The organism is Actinomadura sp. RB99 (assembly GCF_014706005.1).
Lineage (GTDB): Bacteria > Actinomycetota > Actinomycetes > Streptosporangiales > Streptosporangiaceae > Spirillospora.
On the sequence record NZ_JABMCA010000048.1, the window covers coordinates 13463 to 29733 of the forward strand.

At 74.6% G+C, this 16271-nt stretch carries 14 protein-coding genes; 9 read left to right on the forward strand and 5 right to left on the reverse strand.

Annotated elements, in window-relative coordinates; genetic code table 11:
- Nucleotides 1-108: 108 nt before the first annotated feature.
- Both amrb99_RS33030 and amrb99_RS33035 read right to left on the reverse strand, forming a co-directional pair.
- Nucleotides 109-876: an SDR family oxidoreductase gene (locus amrb99_RS33030; RefSeq protein ID WP_190863571.1), complete on the reverse strand. Its 768-nt coding sequence runs from the start codon at nt 874-876 to the stop codon at nt 109-111.
- 22 nt (nt 877-898) lie between these two features.
- A complete protein-coding gene (locus amrb99_RS33035) occupies nt 899-2356 on the reverse strand; it encodes an NAD(P)/FAD-dependent oxidoreductase (protein WP_190863573.1) in 1458 nt (485 codons plus the stop codon).
- Between the two features lie 113 nt (nt 2357-2469).
- Between amrb99_RS33035 and amrb99_RS33040 the strand changes: the two genes are divergently transcribed.
- Genes amrb99_RS33040 through amrb99_RS33055 form a run of 4 tightly spaced genes read left to right on the forward strand, consistent with a single transcriptional unit; the run spans nt 2470 to nt 9240 of the window.
- Nucleotides 2470-4962: a DUF4132 domain-containing protein gene (locus amrb99_RS33040; protein ID WP_190863575.1), complete on the forward strand. Its 2493-nt coding sequence runs from the start codon at nt 2470-2472 to the stop codon at nt 4960-4962.
- Nucleotides 4963-5012: 50 nt separating this feature from the next.
- The gene (locus amrb99_RS33045) at nt 5013-6524 is read left to right on the forward strand and encodes a DUF4132 domain-containing protein (RefSeq protein ID WP_190863577.1); all 1512 of its coding nucleotides are present in this window, start codon (nt 5013-5015) and stop codon (nt 6522-6524) included.
- A complete protein-coding gene (locus amrb99_RS33050) occupies nt 6524-8851 on the forward strand; it encodes a DUF4132 domain-containing protein (RefSeq protein WP_190863579.1) in 2328 nt (775 codons plus the stop codon). Before amrb99_RS33045 ends, amrb99_RS33050 begins: the two co-directional genes overlap by 1 nt.
- Nucleotides 8848-9240, forward strand: a complete 393-nt coding sequence (locus amrb99_RS33055; RefSeq protein ID WP_190863581.1) for a hypothetical protein — start codon at nt 8848-8850, stop codon at nt 9238-9240. The genes amrb99_RS33050 and amrb99_RS33055 overlap by 4 nt, the downstream gene beginning before the upstream one ends.
- 57 nt (nt 9241-9297) lie before the next feature.
- Here the strand turns inward: amrb99_RS33055 and amrb99_RS33060 are convergent, their stop codons facing one another.
- Nucleotides 9298-9960, reverse strand: coding sequence for a response regulator transcription factor (locus tag amrb99_RS33060; RefSeq protein ID WP_190863583.1), 663 nt, complete (start codon nt 9958-9960; stop codon nt 9298-9300).
- Between the two features lie 90 nt (nt 9961-10050).
- On the opposite strand from amrb99_RS33060, the gene amrb99_RS33065 reads away from it, so the two are divergent.
- Nucleotides 10051-10923: an aldo/keto reductase gene (locus tag amrb99_RS33065; protein ID WP_190863585.1), complete on the forward strand. Its 873-nt coding sequence runs from the start codon at nt 10051-10053 to the stop codon at nt 10921-10923.
- On the opposite strand, the gene amrb99_RS33070 is transcribed toward amrb99_RS33065, so the two are convergent.
- Nucleotides 10920-11351: a hypothetical protein gene (locus tag amrb99_RS33070; RefSeq protein ID WP_190863588.1), complete on the reverse strand. Its 432-nt coding sequence runs from the start codon at nt 11349-11351 to the stop codon at nt 10920-10922. The two genes, amrb99_RS33065 and amrb99_RS33070, sit on opposite strands and share 4 nt — an antisense overlap.
- A gap of 140 nt (nt 11352-11491) precedes the next feature.
- On the opposite strand from amrb99_RS33070, the gene amrb99_RS33075 reads away from it, so the two are divergent.
- Together amrb99_RS33075 and amrb99_RS33080 are read left to right on the forward strand one after the other, a co-directional pair.
- Nucleotides 11492-12049, forward strand: a complete 558-nt coding sequence (locus amrb99_RS33075) for a PadR family transcriptional regulator (protein WP_241756161.1) — start codon at nt 11492-11494, stop codon at nt 12047-12049.
- Between the two features lie 24 nt (nt 12050-12073).
- Nucleotides 12074-13183 carry a P1 family peptidase gene (locus amrb99_RS33080; protein WP_190863590.1) on the forward strand — a complete coding sequence of 370 codons (1110 nt, stop codon included), beginning with the start codon at nt 12074-12076 and terminating at the stop codon, nt 13181-13183.
- A 42-nt stretch (nt 13184-13225) separates the two neighbouring features.
- Here amrb99_RS33080 and amrb99_RS33085 read toward each other — a convergent pair whose 3' ends face one another.
- Entirely contained in the window at nt 13226-14212 is a 987-nt protein-coding gene (locus amrb99_RS33085) for a diacylglycerol kinase family protein (protein WP_190863592.1), read from the reverse strand.
- A gap of 163 nt (nt 14213-14375) precedes the next feature.
- Between amrb99_RS33085 and amrb99_RS33090 the strand changes: the two genes are divergently transcribed.
- Together amrb99_RS33090 and amrb99_RS33095 are read left to right on the forward strand one after the other, a co-directional pair.
- A complete protein-coding gene (locus tag amrb99_RS33090; RefSeq protein ID WP_190863594.1) occupies nt 14376-15305 on the forward strand; it encodes an alpha/beta hydrolase family protein in 930 nt (309 codons plus the stop codon).
- A gap of 42 nt (nt 15306-15347) precedes the next feature.
- Nucleotides 15348-16235 (forward strand): amidohydrolase family protein, encoded by an 888-nt coding sequence (locus amrb99_RS33095; RefSeq protein ID WP_190863596.1) that lies wholly within the window; start codon nt 15348-15350, stop codon nt 16233-16235.
- The last annotated feature ends 36 nt before the right edge of the window (nt 16236-16271 follow it).

Consider the following 16271-nt stretch of genomic DNA (forward strand, 5'->3'; position numbering starts at 1 on the left):
CGGATTGGGGGCGGGCGGAACCGGGGTTCCGCGCGCCTGAGAACCGCCGGGAGTCCAACATGCCCCGTCGGACTCCGCGTGACAAGACCGTGACGCTTGACTACTTGATCAATCGTAGTGACGGCCCGTGTCGGACGAGAGCCGCGCGACCAGCCCGCGGGGCACCAGCCGGCTGAGCCCCACGATCGCCTTGTACTGCGCGCCGGGCACGCTGATCTGCAGGCCGCGCCGCAGGTCGCGCAGCGCCGCGTCGACGACGTCGGCGTCCTTCAGCCACATGAACTCCGGCAGCCCGGACATGTCCATGCTCGCCCGCTGGTGGAACTCGGTGTGCGTGAAGCCGGGGCACAGCGCCATCACCCGGACGCGGCCCCGCGAGCGGCCCCGGATGTCGGCGGCCACGCCCTGGGAGAAGTTGACCACCCACGCCTTGGACGCGCCGTAGGTGCCGCGCGTCGCGAACGCGGCGACCGACGCGACGTTGACGATCCCGCCCCGGTCGCGCTCCAGCATCCCGGGCAGCGCCGCGTGGGTCAGCCGCAGGACGGCCTCGCAGTGCACCTTCAGCATCGTGATCTCGTCCGCCACCGGCACGTCGAGGAACACGCCGTTGTGGCCGAACCCGGCGTTGTTGACCAGCAGGTCGACGCCCTCGCGGGCGCGCTCCTCGGCGGCGGCGAGGCCCGCCTCGGTGGCCAGGTCGGCGGTCAGCGTCTCGGCGCGCACCCCGTACCGCTCGCGCAGCCCGGCGGCGGCCCGCTCCAGCCGCTCGGTGTCGCGGGCCAGCAGCACCAGGTCGAACCCGTCGGAGGCGAGGCGGCGGGCGAACGCGGCGCCGATGCCCGCGGTCGCGCCCGTGATGAAGGCGGTCGGCATGGCTCCGAGCCTAGCCTGCCGCCTACCGGGCGGTAGCCCTCCGTGCGGTGAAGTGGCGGGGATCGGGGCGGCGGGTCGCGTTGCGGTAGGCGAAGGTGAACCCGGGCCAGTTGTTGACGACCCGGCCGTCCTCGGTCATGTACCAGCTCTGGCAGCCCGCCTCCCACACCGTCGTCCGCATCCGCTCCCGCATCTCGCGGGTGAACGCCTCCTGCACGTCGGGCTTCACGTCGATCCAGTCCAGGCCGTGGCGGCGGAGCGCCTCGACGCAGCCCAGCACGTACCGGAACTGCGACTCCAGCATGTAGATGATCGAGTTGTGGCCCAGGTTGGTGTACGGCCCGTACAGCAGGAACAGGTTGGGGAAGCCGCTGACGGTGATGCCGAGATGCGCCTGCGCGCCGTCCCGCCACGCCTCGTTCAGCTCCCGCCCGTCCCGTCCGACGATCTTCATCGGGGACAGGAAGTCGGTGGACCGGAACCCCGTCGCGTAGACGATCACGTCCACGTCGTGGTGCTCGCCCGCGGTCGCGACGCCGGACGGCGTGACGCGCTCGATCGGATCGGTGACCAGCCGGACGTTCGGCCTGTTCAGCGCCGGATAGTAGGTGTCGGACAGCAGGATCCGCTTGCATCCCATCCGGTACCCCGGGACGAGCCGGTCGCGCAGTGCCGGGTCGGCGACCTGCTCCTCCAGGTGCTTGCGGAAGCCCTTCTCCATCAGCCCCATCAGCTTCGGGTACTTGACGAAGCCGAGGGCGCGCGACTCGAACATCGCGTAGATCCGGGCGCGGCTCAGCGCGTACGCGCCGGGCACCGTCCGCAGGACGGCCTTCTCCCACGCCCGGTACGGCCGGTCCGGCTTCTCGATCACGTAGGGCGCGGACCGCTGGAACAGCCGCAGCTCCGCCGCCTCCGTCGCGATCTCCGGGACGATCTGGATCGCGCTCGCGCCCGTCCCGACCACCGCGACCCGCTTGCCGCGCAGGTCCGTGCCGTGGTCCCAGCGGGAGGAGTGGAAGCTCGCGCCGGCGAACGACTCGCGGCCCTCGATCGGCGGCAGCGCGGGCCGGTTCAGCTGCCCGCACGCCGACACCAGCACCCGCGCGTCGAGCTCGCCGGTCGTCGTGGAGACCCGCCACAGCGCGGCGTCCTCGTCGAACCGCGCCTCGGTCACCTCGGTGCCGAACCGGATCCGGCCGACCAGGCCGTACTTGCGGGCGCAGTGCCACAGGTAGTCGAGGATCTCCGGCTGCGGCGGGAACCGGCGCGTCCAGTCCGTCTTGCGCTCGAACGAGAACGAGTACAGGTGGGACGGGACGTCGCAGGCGGCGCCGGGGTAGGTGTTGTCGCGCCAGGTCCCGCCGAGGCCGTCCGCCCTCTCCAGGATCACCACGTCGTGGACGCCGGCCTCCCGGAGCCGGATCGCCATGCCGATCCCGCCGAACCCGCTTCCGATGATCACCACGCTGTGCGCCATGGGCCGTCCCGAATCTCGTTCTGTCCCGTTGTCCCGAGCGTAGGTGACCGGAAGGTCACTGACCAGATGCCCGCTCGCCGGTTTTGTCGGTCGCCCCTGCCACCCTCACGGCCATGCTCTACGACACCCTCGTGGCGGCGGCGCGCAGGGGCGACGCCCTCGACGACGTCCGCCTCGCCGCCCTGGCCCGCGGCCGCGCCCTCGTCGACCTGCTCGACCGGGCGCGAAGGAACACCTGGGACATCACGAAGGCCCCGGAGGACTACGCGGCGTACGCCGCCGAGGAGATGGCCGTCCGGGTCGACTCCGACCGGTGGCTGGAAGGCTGCGCGGGGGCCGACGCCCGGGCCGCGCTGCTGACCCTCATGCTGGCCGCCTGCCACGACGACTCGCCGCTGTGGCGCCATCAGCGCGACATGTCCCGTCTGGCGGCGCGGACGGGCGGCTGGGCGGCCGCCGAGGTCGAGGTCCTGCTCGAATGCGCCGCCGAGCGTCGCGACGGGTCGTGGTTCGCCGAGACCCTGAAGATCGCGCTCACCGCCGCGGACGCGCTCGACGCCGGAGGGCGCCGGGCCGTGGCACCGCGGCTCCGCCTCGCCCATGACGCCTTCATGGGGAGCTACGTCGGATCGCACGAGCGCCCGGCGATCGCCAAGCGGCTGCGCGCGCTCTTGGCCGACGTCGGCGACTCCCTCCCGGCCGGTCTGGTCCCGAAGCACGACGCGTGGGCGGCGCCGCTGCGTGAGCATGTACGGAAAGCGATGGGCGGTGATGTGGCGTCGTTCATCCGGCACCTGGACGGGCTGTCGGCGCCGCGCCCGTCGCAGAAGTGGCGGCGGACGTGCGTCTTGCTCGCGGACGCGGCGGACGCGAGGACCGTCGTGGCCGAGTGCCTGCGCCTCCTCGCCCGGGACGAGCCCCTGTGCAGCCGGGAGCACGGCGGCCACGCCGGATGGGTCGGCGACCAGTACCACTACCACTACGTCGTCCACCAGAACCACGGGGATCTGGCGCGGGGCGTCGTCTGGGCGGCGACGCTGACCGGCGGTGCGGAGACGGTGCCGTTCCTGGGGGCGCTGGCGCTGCGCACGGGGTCGCACGGCGGCGACGTCGCGCAGGATCTCAAGCTCGCGGGGGCGGCGATCAACGCGCTGGGCGCCGTCGAGGACGCCTCGGCGCTGGCGGAGCTGGGGCGCCTCCAGCTGAAGATCAAGGACCGGGCGCTGCGCAAGCAGATCGGCGCCGCGCTCCTGACCGCCGCCGAACGGCAGGGGATCACGCCCGAGCAGCTGGTCGAGCGCAGCGTCCCCGACCACGGGCTCGGCCCGGACGGCGCGCTGGAGCGCGCGCTCGGGGAGCACGTCGCGCGGATCGCGATCGAGGACGCGGCGACCGTCCGGCTCACGTTCACCGGCGCGGACGGGCGCGCGTCCAGGACGGCCCCGGCGGCGGTCAAGGACGGGTTCGCCGGCGAGCTGAAGGAGCTGAAGGCGCTCGCCAAGGAGATCCGGGCGACGCTGTCGGGGGAGCGGGCGCGCGTCGAGGCGATCATGTCGGACGGCGCGCGGTCCTGGCCGTTCGCCGAGTGGCGGGAGCACTACCGCGACCACCCGGTCACCGGGGCCGTCGCGCGCGGCCTGATCTGGGAGTTCCAGAGCGAGGACGGCACCTGGCGCGCCGCGATGGAGACCCCGGGCGGCGGGGCGGCGAACGTCCGGCTGTGGCATCCGGCGCGCGCCGCGCTGGACGAGGTCCGCTCGTGGCGGGAGCGGGTCATGGACGCCCGGGTCCGGCAGCCGTTCAAGCAGGCGTTCCGGGAGATCTACCTGCTCACCCCGGCGGAGGAGGAGACCGGGACGTACTCCAACCGGTTCGCGGCGCACATCGTGCACTACCGGCGCCTGTACGCGCTGTTCAAGGAACGGGGCTGGCAGAGCAACTTCCTCGGTTCCTACGACGGCGGTTACTCCGGGGAGGCGCGGGGCGAGTTCGGCGGCGGCACATGGCGGGCGTGCTTCTACCACGAGCCGGCCGAGGAGGGGTTCGACTACGCACCCGAGTACGCCGCGACCGACCAGGTGCGGTTCGAGCGCAGGCAGGGCCGCCGCTGGGAGGAGGCGCCGCTGTCCGAGGTCCCGCCGCTGGTGTTCAGCGAGGCGATGCGGGACGTGGACCTGTTCGTGGGCGTCACCTCGATCGCCGCCGACCCGGCCTGGACCGACCGGGGCGAGGACCGGTACGCCGCCTACTGGCGCGCGGCGACGTTCGGCGAGCTGACCGCGAGCGCGGAGGTGCGGCGGGCGGCGCTGGAGCGGATCCTGCCCCGCACGAGGATCGCCGGCCGGTGCTCCCTGGACGGGCGGTACTTGGTCGTCCGCGGCGACCTGCGCACCTACAAGATCCATCTGGGCTCGGCGAACATCCTGATGGAGCCGGACGGCGCGTACCTGTGCATCGTGCGGGGCGGCCGCACGACGGGCGGCACGGTGTTCCTGCCGTTCGAGGACGAGCGGCTCTCGCTGATCCTCAGCAAGGCGTTCCTGCTGGCCGCCGACGCGCGGATCACCGACGAGACGATCCTCCGCCAGCTGTCACCGTCGCGATGATCCTTACCGAATGGCCCGGCTCGGGCGGAACGATCTGCCAAGATCACGACATGTTCGACGACCTCCGTGCGCACCTCGCCGCGCTCGACGGCCCGTGGCCCGCGAGGAAGCGGCCCGCCGGGAAGCGGCCAGCGACGGCGTGGGCCGGACCCGCGGCGGCCCCGCCCCCCGACGACGGCGCGTCCGGCGTCCCCGAGCCCACCGGCGTCCCCGAGCCGGCCGGCGCACCCGACGTGCCCGCGCACGGCCTCGGCGGCGACGGTTCCCTCGCCCGCGACGTCGGCGGCTACCAGGCCGTCCTCACGATCGAGGACCCGCTGACCGTGCGGCTGGCCTACGTCGGCGCGGACGGGTACCCGCTGCCGACCGTCCCCGGGGCGCTGAAGGTCCCGCACGCCGCGGAGATCAGGGAGCTGAAGGCGCTCGCGAAGGGCGTGCGCGGCACCCTCGCGGACGAGCGGGCCCGCGCCGAGGAGCTGATGGCGGCGGACGAGCGGTCCTGGCGGCACGGCGCGTGGCGGCGCGAGTGGCTCGACCACCCGGTGAGCGGCGCCGTCGCCCGCGGCCTGATCTGGGAGTTCCAGGACCCGGACGGGGTCTGGCACGCGGCGACGCCGGGCGAGAGCGTGCTGGTGACGGTGGACGGCCGGGCGCTGCCCGCGCCCGCCGACGGCGCGCGGGTGCGGCTGTGGCATCCGGCGCGGGCGCGGCCCGGCGTCGTGCGGGCCTGGCGGGACTTCGTGGTCGACAACCGGATGGTGCAGGCGTTCAAGCAGGCGTTCCGGGAGGTGTGCGTCCTCGCCCCCGACGAGGAGGGGGCGCTGCGGTCCGACCGGTTCGCGGGGCACATCGTCCGGTACGCGCGGCTGCGGGAGCTGTTCCGGGAGCGCGGCTGGCGGCCCGACCACCGCGGCCGCCTGCACGGCGGCGCCCCGCCGGCGGCGCGGCGCGTCCTCGGCGGCGGGTGGCGGGCGGTGCTGCGCTACGACCCGGCGGAGGCGGCGGGCCAGGGCGACCATGTCGTCACCGGGCATGTGCGGTTCGAGCGCCGGGACCGCCGGCACTGGAGCCGCGCGGGGCTCGCCGACGCGCCGCCGCTGGTGTTCAGCGAGGCGATGCGCGACGTCGGCCTGTTCGTGGACGCGGCGTCGATCGCCGCGGACCCGGACTGGCCGGACGGCGAGGACCGCCACCACCTGCACTACCGGCGGGAGGCGGCGTTCGGCCGGCCGGGCGCGGCGGCGGAGGCGCGGCGGGCGGCGCTGGAGCGGATCCTGCCGCGCACGAGGATCGCCGACCGGTGCGCGCTGGGCGACCGGTTCCTCGACGTCCGGGGCGAGCTGCGCACCTACCGGATCCATCTCGGCACCGCGCACGTGCGGATGGAGCCGGAGGGGACGCTGCTGAGGGTCGTGCCGTCGCGCCGCAAGGGGCAGTCCGGGCTGTTCCTGCCGTTCGAGGACGAGCGGCTGTCGCTGATCCTCACCAAGGCGGTGCTGCTCGCCGCCGACCACAAGATCGCGGACGAGCCGCTGCTGCGGCGGATCAGGACGGGGCTCTGATGGACGGAACGGCGGCGCGGCTGCTGCGCGCCTTGACCGACCCGGCGCCGGAGGAGCAGGGGTTCCACGACTGGTGGGCCGACGTCTCCCGGGTCTCCGACGAGGATCTCGGCACGCTGCTGCCCGCCGCGTACACGGCGGGGAACGGACAGGTGTCGTCGGGCGCCCGGTTCGCGGTCGAGGACGAGGGCAGGGAGCGGCAGCCGAGGTACACCCCGGACGCGTGCCGCCGGATGTTCGACGCGCTCGTCCAGGGCCTGGAGCAGCGCAAATGGGCGGACGTGCGGCTCGGAGCCGGGGCGCTGCTGCGCTGCACCGGGCCATGGCCGGACGTCGCCGGTCAGGCGCGCACGCTCGTTCGCTTCCTCCTGGACGAGGGGCGGCTCGACCAGCCGTACGCGCTGCTGGCGGTCGCCGGTCTCGCCGGACCCGGCCTGCTGCGCGAGGTCGCGGACCGGCTGGCGGACGGCGGCGGCCCGATCGCGCGCGACGAGATCGACGTCATCGCCGGGCTCGGCGCGCAGGAGCGCGTGGTCGTCGCCGAGTTCACCGCCGACGATTCCTACACCGGCCCGCCGACCGCGGAGGACGCCGCCGGGAGAGCGGCCGGGATCCCCGCCTACGCCGCGTTCGCGCGCCGCGCGCTGGAGGCGGCGGCCGAGCGGGCCCGCGCCGTCCAGGACGGGACCGTCCCCTACCGCGCCGACAAGGCGTTCGCGTCCGGCGAGGTGAAGGCGCTCGGGCACGCCGCCCGGATCGCGCTGCTGCGGGACGAGCCGTGGCTGCCCGCGCTGCTCGACCGCCTGCTGCCGGACGTGTCCGTCGCGCCGACGCTGGCGAAGACGCTGCCGTCGCAGGCGCTGCTGTACGAGATCGTCCGCGCCGCGCAGGACTTCCCCATTCCCGAGCTCGTCACCACGATCCGGACGGTCCGCGGCTCCGTCCGGCACGCCGGGGTGCCCAAGCAGCTCGACAAGATGCTGAAGCGGGTCGAGGCGGCGCTAGCGGAGCGGGCCGACGTCGCGCTCCGCCTCCCGGACCTCGGCTTCGGCCCGGACGGCGCGTACCGCCGCGACCTCGGCGCGCACACCGCCGTCATCACCGCCGGCGAGAAGGCCGTGCTGGTCTTCGAGAAGGACGGCAAGGCGCTGAAGGGCGTCCCCGCGGCCGTCCGCCGCGACCACAAGGCCGAGGTCAAGGAGCTGCGCGAGCTCGCCAAGCGGGTCGACGCGCACCTGACCACCCTCGTCCGGGCGCTGGAGGCCGGGTACACGGCCGGTGCCGTCCACGGGTTCGGCCGGTGGCGGGACGGCCTGGCCCAGCACCCGGTCGCCGGCCCGACCGTCCGGCGGCTGATCTGGGAGATCGAGGAGGCGCCGGGGGAGTGGCGGGCGGTGCTGCCCGAGACGGGCGGCGTCCCGGACGCGCCGGACGCGGCGGGCGTCCGGCTGTGGCACCCGCTCCGCTCCGCCCCGGACGAGGTGCGGGCCTGGCGCGACCTGCTCGTCGAGCGGCGGATCCGGCAGCCCTTCAAGCAGGCGTTCCGCGAGGTGTACCTGCTCACGCCCGCCGAGGAGCGGACGGGCGCGTACTCCCACCGGTTCGCCGCGCATCTCGTCCACTACCGCAGGATGTTCGCGCTGTTCCGGGCGCGCGGCTGGACGAGCCGCCTGCTCGGTCCGTGGGACGGCGGCTACGAGGACGAGGCGGTGCGGGTGCTCGGCGCGGGGGAGTGGCGGGCGCGGTTCGCGCACGTCCTCGCCGACTGGCAGGACGAGCTGGTGCTGGCCGGCACCGACCGGGTGTCGTTCGAGCGCCGGGTCGACGGCGCGTGGCGTGAGGCGCTGCTGCGGGAGGTCCCGCCGCTGGTGTTCAGCGAGGCGATGCGGGACGTGGACCTGTTCGTCGGCGTCACCTCGATCGCCGCCGACCCGGAGTGGAGCGGCGACGGCGAGCCGCGCCGGTACTGGGAGCGGTCCGGGTTCGGGGAGCTGACCGAGAGCGCCGCCGCCCGCCGCGACGCGCTGGAGCGCATCCTGCCCCGCACGAGGATCGCCGGCCGCTGCTCCCTGGACGGCCGATTCCTCGTCGTCCGCGGCGACCTGCGCACCTACAGGATCCACCTGGGGTCGGCGAACATCCTCATGGAGCCGGACGACGCCTACCTGTGCATCGTCCCGGGCGGCCGCGCGGCCGGCGGCACGGTGTTCCTGCCGTTCGAGGACGGCCGGCTGTCGCTGATCCTCAGCAAGGCGTTCCTGCTCGCCGACGACGGCGGCATCACCGACGAGTCCATCCTCGCCCAGATCAAGGGAGGCGCCCGATGACCGCCGTGACGTTCCGCGACGAGACCGCGACCGGCACGCCCGTCGCCGCGTTCGAGGTCGGCGGGCTGCCCGCGCGGATGACCGTCCGCGAGCTGATCCGGCTCCGGGTCCGCGAGGAGGTCGCCCGGTTCAACGCCCGCCCGTCCACCCGGTTCAACGGCCTGGTCCGCCCGGACGACGCCGAGACCGAGCTGAACGGCTACCGGATGCGGGACCGCCGCCCCATCGACTGGGAGCGGCAGGCGGAGATCGCCGAGCGGGCGTTCCTCGGCAACGGGTTCTTCGTGCTGGCCGGGGACCGCCAGGTCGAGGACCTGGACGAGGAGATCGACCTCACCGGCGACCCCGACCTGGTGTTCATCAAGCTGGTCCCGCTGGTCGGCGGCTGACCCGCCCGGCACCGCCGTCCGGGGGGGCGTCGGAGGCCGCAGGGTCGCCCGGGGGCGTCAGAGCAGGCCGAGCTCGTGGGCGCGCAGCCCCGCCTGGAACCGGGACCCGGCATCCAGCAGGGTGAGGATCTCGGCGACGCGGCGCCGGTAGGTGCGCAGCGACATGCCGAGCTGCCGGGCGGCGGCCTCGTCCTTCAGGCCGCCGGCGAGCAGCCGCAGGATCCGCCGGCTCTCCTCGCTCAGCGCGGGCGGCCGCTCGCGCCGGTAGTCGGCGAGGTCGGCGGAGGTCTCCCAGGTCGCCCAGAACAGCGACACCACGCCCTTCACCACGCTCGGCGACCGGACGACGGTGTACTCGCGCACCCCGTTCTCCGGCGGCCCGGCGAGGATCGCGGTCCGGCGGTCCACGATGATCGTCTCGTGCGGCAGCGGCGTCGTGCAGATCCGCACGCTCGCGCCGCCCTTGGCGATCTCCACGAGCCGCCGCTCGGACTCCTCGTCGGCGAGCGCGGCCGGGTTGTGCAGCTTGTAGGCGGCGGGCCGGGGCACCAGCCTCCGCCGGTCGGCGGCGATCCGCTCCCGGATCTCCGGCATGGCCCAGGTGCGCATGTCCGTCGCCGCGCACGCGAACTCCTCGCGCGCCAGGAACAGCCGCCACGCCCGCTCGAGCAGCTCCCGCTCGCCGCGCAGGATCACGTTCTGGTCCAGGTCGACTGTCATCACCCGCCAGTCTGCCACGCGGCCGGGACGGGGTGGCAGCAAGATGCCAGCGGCTCGTCCGGGCGGGACCGGCGCAGCACAGTGGGACGCATGACGACACCGATCACCCGTGACGGCCACTTCGACCTCGGCGGCGACCTGCGGATCTCCCGGATGGGCTTCGGCGCGATGCGGCTGCCGGCGAGCACCCGCGGCGGCGCCCCCAACGACCGGGACACCTCCCTCGAGGTGCTGCGCCGCGCCGTCGAGCTCGGCGCCGACCACATCGACACCGCCGCGTTCTACTTCCACCCCTCCGGCCTCGCCGCGAACGAGATGATCCGCAGCGCCCTGTCGCCCTACCCGGACGGCCTGGTCATCGCCACGAAGGTCGGCCCCTACCGGGCGCCGGACGAGCCGTACCCGAGCGGCCAGCTCCCCGCGTCCGGGCTCCGCGCCGAGGTCGAGCGCAACCTGCGCGAGCTGGGCCGCGACAGCCTCGACCTGGTCTACCTGCGACCCGGCGGTCTGGAGACGCCGCTGGACGAGCCGATCGGGGAGCGGTTCGAGGTCCTCGCCGGGCTCCGCGAGGAGGGCCTCATCCGGCATCTCGGGCTCAGCCACGTCAGCGGGGCCCAGCTCGCGGAGGCCCGCGCGATCGCGCCGGTCGCCGCCGTCCAGAACAGGTTCGACATCACCCGGCCGGCGGACACCGAGCTGCTCGCGATCTGCGAGCGCGACGGCATCGGCTACGCCCCGTACTTCCCGCTCGGCGGGTTCGGCATCCCCGACGACGACCGCGTGAAGGCCGTCGCCGCGCGCCACGGCGCCACCGTCCCGCAGGTGCTGCTCGCGGGGCTGCTCGCGCTCTCCCCGGTGATGCTGGCGATCCCCGGCACCGGCTCACCGGCGCACGTGGAGGAGAACATGGCCGCCGCGCGGCTCGAACTCACCGCCGCGGACCTCGCCGAACTGCGCGCCTAGCCCCTGCCCGCGGCGCCCGCGCCCGTGCGGCCGGGGTCCGGGAGGGCCGCGGCCGTCAGGTCGATGATCGGGTCGGGCTCCGGCGGGACGGCCTCGATCGCCGCGGCGCCCGGCGCCGGGACCGGCCGCCGGGGGACCGGGGCCCCGGACGACCCGCCGCGGCCCCGGTACACCACCAGCCCGTTCACCGGGTCCGGCACGGCTTCCAGGGCCGCGCGCACGACGGGCAGGGCCCGCCACGCCTCCCACTGCTCCTCGTCCTCGAAGAACACCTCGAAGACGACGCCCCACGTGTGCGTGTGCCACTCCCAGTGGACCGCGCCGTAGGTCAGCGCGGTCTCCGCCAGCGTCTCCTGCCAGGACCGCTGCCAGGCGGACGCGGGCAGGGACGCGTCGAACACCTCGATGGACCACCATTCCGCTGCCATGGCACGACGCTAGGCCGGGCCCCGCCCAGGGGCCAGTGCCCGCCGGGGAAGAACACCCTCCCGGTGCGCCCGCCGGGGGGCGTGCCACCGGCGCCCGCCGCAGGCTCTACCCTGAACGTCGGCTCGGACAGGGAAGGGTGATGATGTCGGCGACGCGGCTGCTGGTCCTCGGCGGGGTGCGGCGGTTCGGCCGGGCCCACGGGTACGAGATCCGCAGGGAGCTGATCTCCTGGGGCTCGGACGAGTGGGCCCACGTGAACCCCGGCTCGATCTACCACGCGCTGCGGCAGCTGGCCAAGGAGGGCCTGCTGCTCGCCCACGACGTGGAGGAGAGCGACGCCGGGCCGCCGCACACCGACTACGAGATCACCGGCGCGGGCCGGGAGGAGTTCTTCCGCCTGCTGCGCTGCGCGATCTCCACCGTCGACATCCGGCACCCGGAGATGCTGACGGCCGGGCTCGCCTTCCTCGCCGAGCTGACCCGCCCGGAGGCGATCGAGCTGCTCCGGCAGCGGCTGGACGGCCTGGCCGCCCGGCGCGCCAACGTCATGCCGCTGTACGAGGCGCCGGCGGACCCCGCGCACCTGCACGAGCTGCTCGGCTGGTGGGTGCACTCCGCCGACGCGGCCATGCAGTGGGCGTGCGGCCTCATCGAGCGCCTGGAGGCCGGCGACTACGTCATGGCCGACGAGCGCTAGACCCTTCGACCCGGAAGGCGGCACATGACCCGCGCCCGCGCCCTCGGCCTGCCGATGCCCGGCGACACCGGCCCGCTCAACGCGATCACCGACGTGCCCGGCGTCGAGGTCGGCTGCGTCACGCTGGTCTCCGGCGACGGCCCGCTGCGTCCGGGCGAGGGCCCCGTCCGCACCGGCGTCACGGCGCTGCTCCCGCGCGGACGCGCGGGCCTCGCCGACGCCTGCGCGGCCGGGGTGCACTCGCTGAACGGCAACGGCGAGATGACCGGCTCGCACTGGCTGGCCGAGACCGGCGCCCTGAACACGCCCGTGCTGATCACCAACACGCACGCGGTCGGCGCCTGCCACCGGGGCGCCATCGAGTGGATGCTCCGCGAGAGCCCCGGCTCGCAGGACTGGATGCTGCCCGTCGTCGCGGAGACCTGGGACGGTTACCTCAACGACATCGGCGGCGCCCACGTGCGTCCCGAGCACGCGGTCCGGGCGCTGGACGCGGCGCGCGGCGGCCCCGTCGAGGAGGGCAGCGCCGGCGGCGGGACCGGCATGAACTGCTACGGCTTCAAGGGCGGCAACGGGACGTCCTCGCGGGTCGTGCGGTACGGCGGCGACGCCTACACGGTCGGCGCGTTCGTCCAGGCGAACTTCGGCTCCCGCAAGGACCTCACCGTCCGCGGCGTCCCGGTCGGCGCGGCCCTCGCCGACGACAATCCCATGGAGGACACCGACTGGCTCGGGCTCGCCGGCGCCGGCTCGGTCATCGCGGTCGTCGCGACGGACGCGCCGCTGATCCCCGGGCAGTGCACCGCGCTCGCCCGCCGCGTCCCGCTCGGCCTGGCCCGCACCGGCACCTACGGGCAGCACTCGTCCGGCGACATCTTCCTGGCCTTCTCCACCGCCAACGCGGGCGCGCTCACCGGCGGCTTCCCGGCGGGGGAGGAGGGCTACGAGACGCTGCGGTTCGTCCCGTGGAACCGGATCGACCCGTTCTACGAGGCCGTCGTCCAGGCGGTCGAGGAGGCCGTGCTGAACGCGCTGCTGGCGGCCCGCACCATGATCGGCCGGGACGGGCACCGGTCGCCGGCGCTCCCGCACGACCGGCTCAGGGACCTGCTCGCGGCGCGCGGCGTGCTCTGACCCGCGACCCGGCCCGCCCGCACCGGGCCGCCGCGCGGCGGATCAGGTGTCGTCGAACGTCTGCGGGACGATCACGCGCAGCGCGTTGCCGCGCAGCCGGATCGTCACCGGCGTCCGGCCGCGGACCTCGCCGTCCACGTCCACCCGCATCGGCGGATCGGTCTCGATCTCCACGTGCGCGGTGGTGAGGAACGCGTCCTCGTCCAGCGTCCGCCACGGGCCGGTCAGCACGTGCCGGGCCGTCGCGGACGCCAGCCGCAGCCGCCGCTCGTCGCCCAGCCGGTAGACGGCCAGCAGCCGGTCGTCGGGGCTCGCGTCCCGGGCGATCCGCTGCCCGCTGTGGTGCGCGCCGTTCGCGATGTTCAGCTGGTGCGTCCGGAGGGACGTCGTCTCCCCGTCGATCGTGATGCGGGCCGTGAACGCCTTGTGCCGGGGCAGCAGCCCCGCCGCCGTCAGCGCGTACGCGGGACGCCCGAGGTACCGCTTCAGCAGGTGCGGGACCTTCCCCGCGACCTGCACCGACAGGCCGAGGCTGACCATGTTCGCGAAGATGTGCTCGCGGTCGGCGCCCGGCCCCTCGCCCTGCGGGTCGCCGGTGCTCTCGAACCAGCCGACGTCCACGTCGGCGACCTTCCCGCCGCCCGGGCCGGCCAGCGCCACGGTCCGGACCGCGCCGGGCAGGTCCAGCGGCAGCTCCAGGCTGCGCGCGAAGTTGTTGGTGGTGCCGAGCGGCAGCACGCCGAGCGCGATGTCGCGGTGCGCGAGGTGCCCGACGGCCTCGGCGACCGTCCCGTCCCCGCCGCCGACCACGACGAGGTCGGGCTCCAGCGCCAGCACGTCGCCGAACAGGTCGCGCAGCCGGGTCGGATCGGTCACCGGGAACACCTGGTCGAAGGCGATCCCGGCCTCGTCCAGCAGGCGGCGCGCCCGGCCGTACAGCCGGCGGCCCCGCCGCGACCGCGAGTTGATCACCAGGACCGCGCGGCCGCCCTTGCCGATCGCCGACTCCAGCTCCGCTTTGCTCCGCATCTCGACTCGGTCGCCCTCCACTCGTTCGCGCCACCCTACCGGCGGCCGCCCGGGAACCCGGGTCCGCTGCTTTATAAACCCATTACTTCACGTTGAAACATGGCCGGAAGTGGGGACATTACCGGTGAACCACAGCTGAATGACCGGGACGGAAAATATGTCCATGGCCACCGGGGGCGCCGCCCCGTCCGCAGCACCCGCCGACGACGGTGCGACCGTCGTCGGCGAGCACCGGCCCCGCCGCCGCGTCCTGGACCTCGCGGTCCGCTCGCCCGTCCTCCCCGGCGTCGCGCACGCCCGGCTCCTGCTGCCTCCGGGCTGGTCGCGGGACGCCTCCCGGACCTGGCCCGTGCTGTGGCTGCTGCACGGCTCCGGCGCCGGGCACACCGCCTGGACCGACCACGGCGGCGTCGAGGAGCTGACCGGGGACGGCGAGGTGATCGTCGTCATGCCGGACGGCGGCCCGTGCGGGAATTACACCGACTGGTGGAATCGCGGCGACGGCGGGGCGCCGAAGTGGGAGACGTTCCATCTGGCCGAGCTGCGCCAGATACTCGAACGCGGATACCGCGCCGGAACGCGGCGCGCCGTCGCCGGGAATGGGACCGGCGGGATGGGCGCGCTGTCCTACGCCGCCCGGCACCGCGGCCTGTTCCGCGCCGCCGCGTCGTTCAGCGGCCCGGTGCACACCCTCCACCGCGACCCGCGCGGCCTGGACGTCGCCGACCTCGTCGAGCTGACCGTCGCGATCGGCGAGCCCGCCCGCGACTGGACGGACGTGTGGGGCGACCCCGACGAGCAGCGCGTGGTGTGGCGCCAGCACAACCCGTTCGACCTGGCCGACCGCCTCGCCGGCGTCCAGCTGCACGTCAGCGCGGGCGACGGGCGTCCCGGCCCCTACGACCCGAAGCCCGGCACCGGCCACGACGTGGTGGAGGCGCTCGCCGGCACCGTCACCCGCGAGTTCGCGGGCAAGCTGAAGAAGCTCGGCATCCCGATCTCCACCCACTTCTACCGCGGCACGCACACCTGGCCGTACTGGCGGCGGGAGCTGCGCGCCGCGCTGCCCGCCCTGCTGGCCGCGATCGCCTAGCACCTGTCGGCGGCCCGCCCGCCTCCGGCTAGGGTTCGGGGCGTGACTGAACCCCGTTCGGATTCCGCCGTCCCCGCGTTCTGGCAGGCGCTCGGGCTGCCCGGCATCATCGACGCGCACGTCCACTTCATGCCGCCGCGGCTGATGAGCGCGGTCTGGGCGTACTTCGACGACGCCGGACCGCTGATCGGCACGGAGTGGCCGATCCGCTACCGGGACTCGGAGGAGGAGCGGCTGGCGTTCCTGCGCGGCCTCGGCGTCCGCGCGTTCACCGCGCTGGTGTACCCGCACCGGCCCGGCATGGCCGAGTCGCTGAACGAGTGGGGCGCCGAGTTCGCCGCCCGCGTCCCCGACTGCCTGCAGACCGCGACGTTCTTCCCCGAGCCGGGCGCCGCCGCCTACGTGCGCCGCGCCCTGGAGTCGGGGGCGCGCGTGTTCAAGGTCCACCTCCAGGTCGGCGGGTTCGACCCCCGGGACAAGGAGCTGGACGAGGCGTGGGGGATCCTCGCCGAGGCCGGGGTGCCCGCCCTGGTCCACGCCGGGTCCGGCCCGGTCGCCAACGGGTTCACCGGCCCGGACCCGTTCGCCGGGGTGCTGGCCCGCCACCCCCGCCTCACCGCGATCATCGCCCACCTCGGCGCGCCCGAGTTCGGGGGCTTCTTCGACCTCACCGACCGGTACGGCGGCGTCCATCTGGACACGACGATGACCTTCACCCGGTTCGCGGGCGGCCTGGGCTCGTTCCCCGAGGCGCTCCTGCCGCGGCTCCGCGACCTCGGCCTGGAGGGCAGGATCCTGCTCGGCACCGATTTCCCCAACATCCCCTACGCCTACGCCCATCAACTGGAGGCGCTGGCCGATCTCGGCCTCGGCGACGACTGGCTGAGGGCCGTCTGCTGGAACGCCGCCGCCGAGCTCTTCGACCTCTGACATTGGGGCCCTGACGCCCAGGGCCTGTGACGTACG

Bases quoted from the DNA above. Each gene is read 5' to 3' on its own strand.
- amrb99_RS33080 (WP_190863590.1), top strand. From the start codon at position 12,074: ATGACCCGCGCCCGCGCCCTCGGCCTGCCGATGCCCGGCGACACCGGC.
- amrb99_RS33045 (WP_190863577.1), top strand. From the start codon at position 5,013: ATGTTCGACGACCTCCGTGCGCACCTCGCCGCGCTCGACGGCCCGTGG.
- amrb99_RS33060 (WP_190863583.1), bottom strand. From the start codon at position 9,960: ATGACAGTCGACCTGGACCAGAACGTGATCCTGCGCGGCGAGCGGGAG.
- amrb99_RS33065 (WP_190863585.1), top strand. From the start codon at position 10,051: ATGACGACACCGATCACCCGTGACGGCCACTTCGACCTCGGCGGCGAC.
- amrb99_RS33075 (WP_241756161.1), top strand. From the start codon at position 11,492: ATGATGTCGGCGACGCGGCTGCTGGTCCTCGGCGGGGTGCGGCGGTTC.
- amrb99_RS33070 (WP_190863588.1), bottom strand. From the start codon at position 11,351: ATGGCAGCGGAATGGTGGTCCATCGAGGTGTTCGACGCGTCCCTGCCC.
- amrb99_RS33055 (WP_190863581.1), top strand. From the start codon at position 8,848: ATGACCGCCGTGACGTTCCGCGACGAGACCGCGACCGGCACGCCCGTC.
- amrb99_RS33085 (WP_190863592.1), bottom strand. From the start codon at position 14,212: ATGCGGAGCAAAGCGGAGCTGGAGTCGGCGATCGGCAAGGGCGGCCGC.
- amrb99_RS33090 (WP_190863594.1), top strand. From the start codon at position 14,376: ATGGCCACCGGGGGCGCCGCCCCGTCCGCAGCACCCGCCGACGACGGT.
- amrb99_RS33050 (WP_190863579.1), top strand. From the start codon at position 6,524: ATGGACGGAACGGCGGCGCGGCTGCTGCGCGCCTTGACCGACCCGGCG.
- amrb99_RS33035 (WP_190863573.1), bottom strand. From the start codon at position 2,356: ATGGCGCACAGCGTGGTGATCATCGGAAGCGGGTTCGGCGGGATCGGC.
- amrb99_RS33030 (WP_190863571.1), bottom strand. From the start codon at position 876: ATGCCGACCGCCTTCATCACGGGCGCGACCGCGGGCATCGGCGCCGCG.
- amrb99_RS33040 (WP_190863575.1), top strand. From the start codon at position 2,470: ATGCTCTACGACACCCTCGTGGCGGCGGCGCGCAGGGGCGACGCCCTC.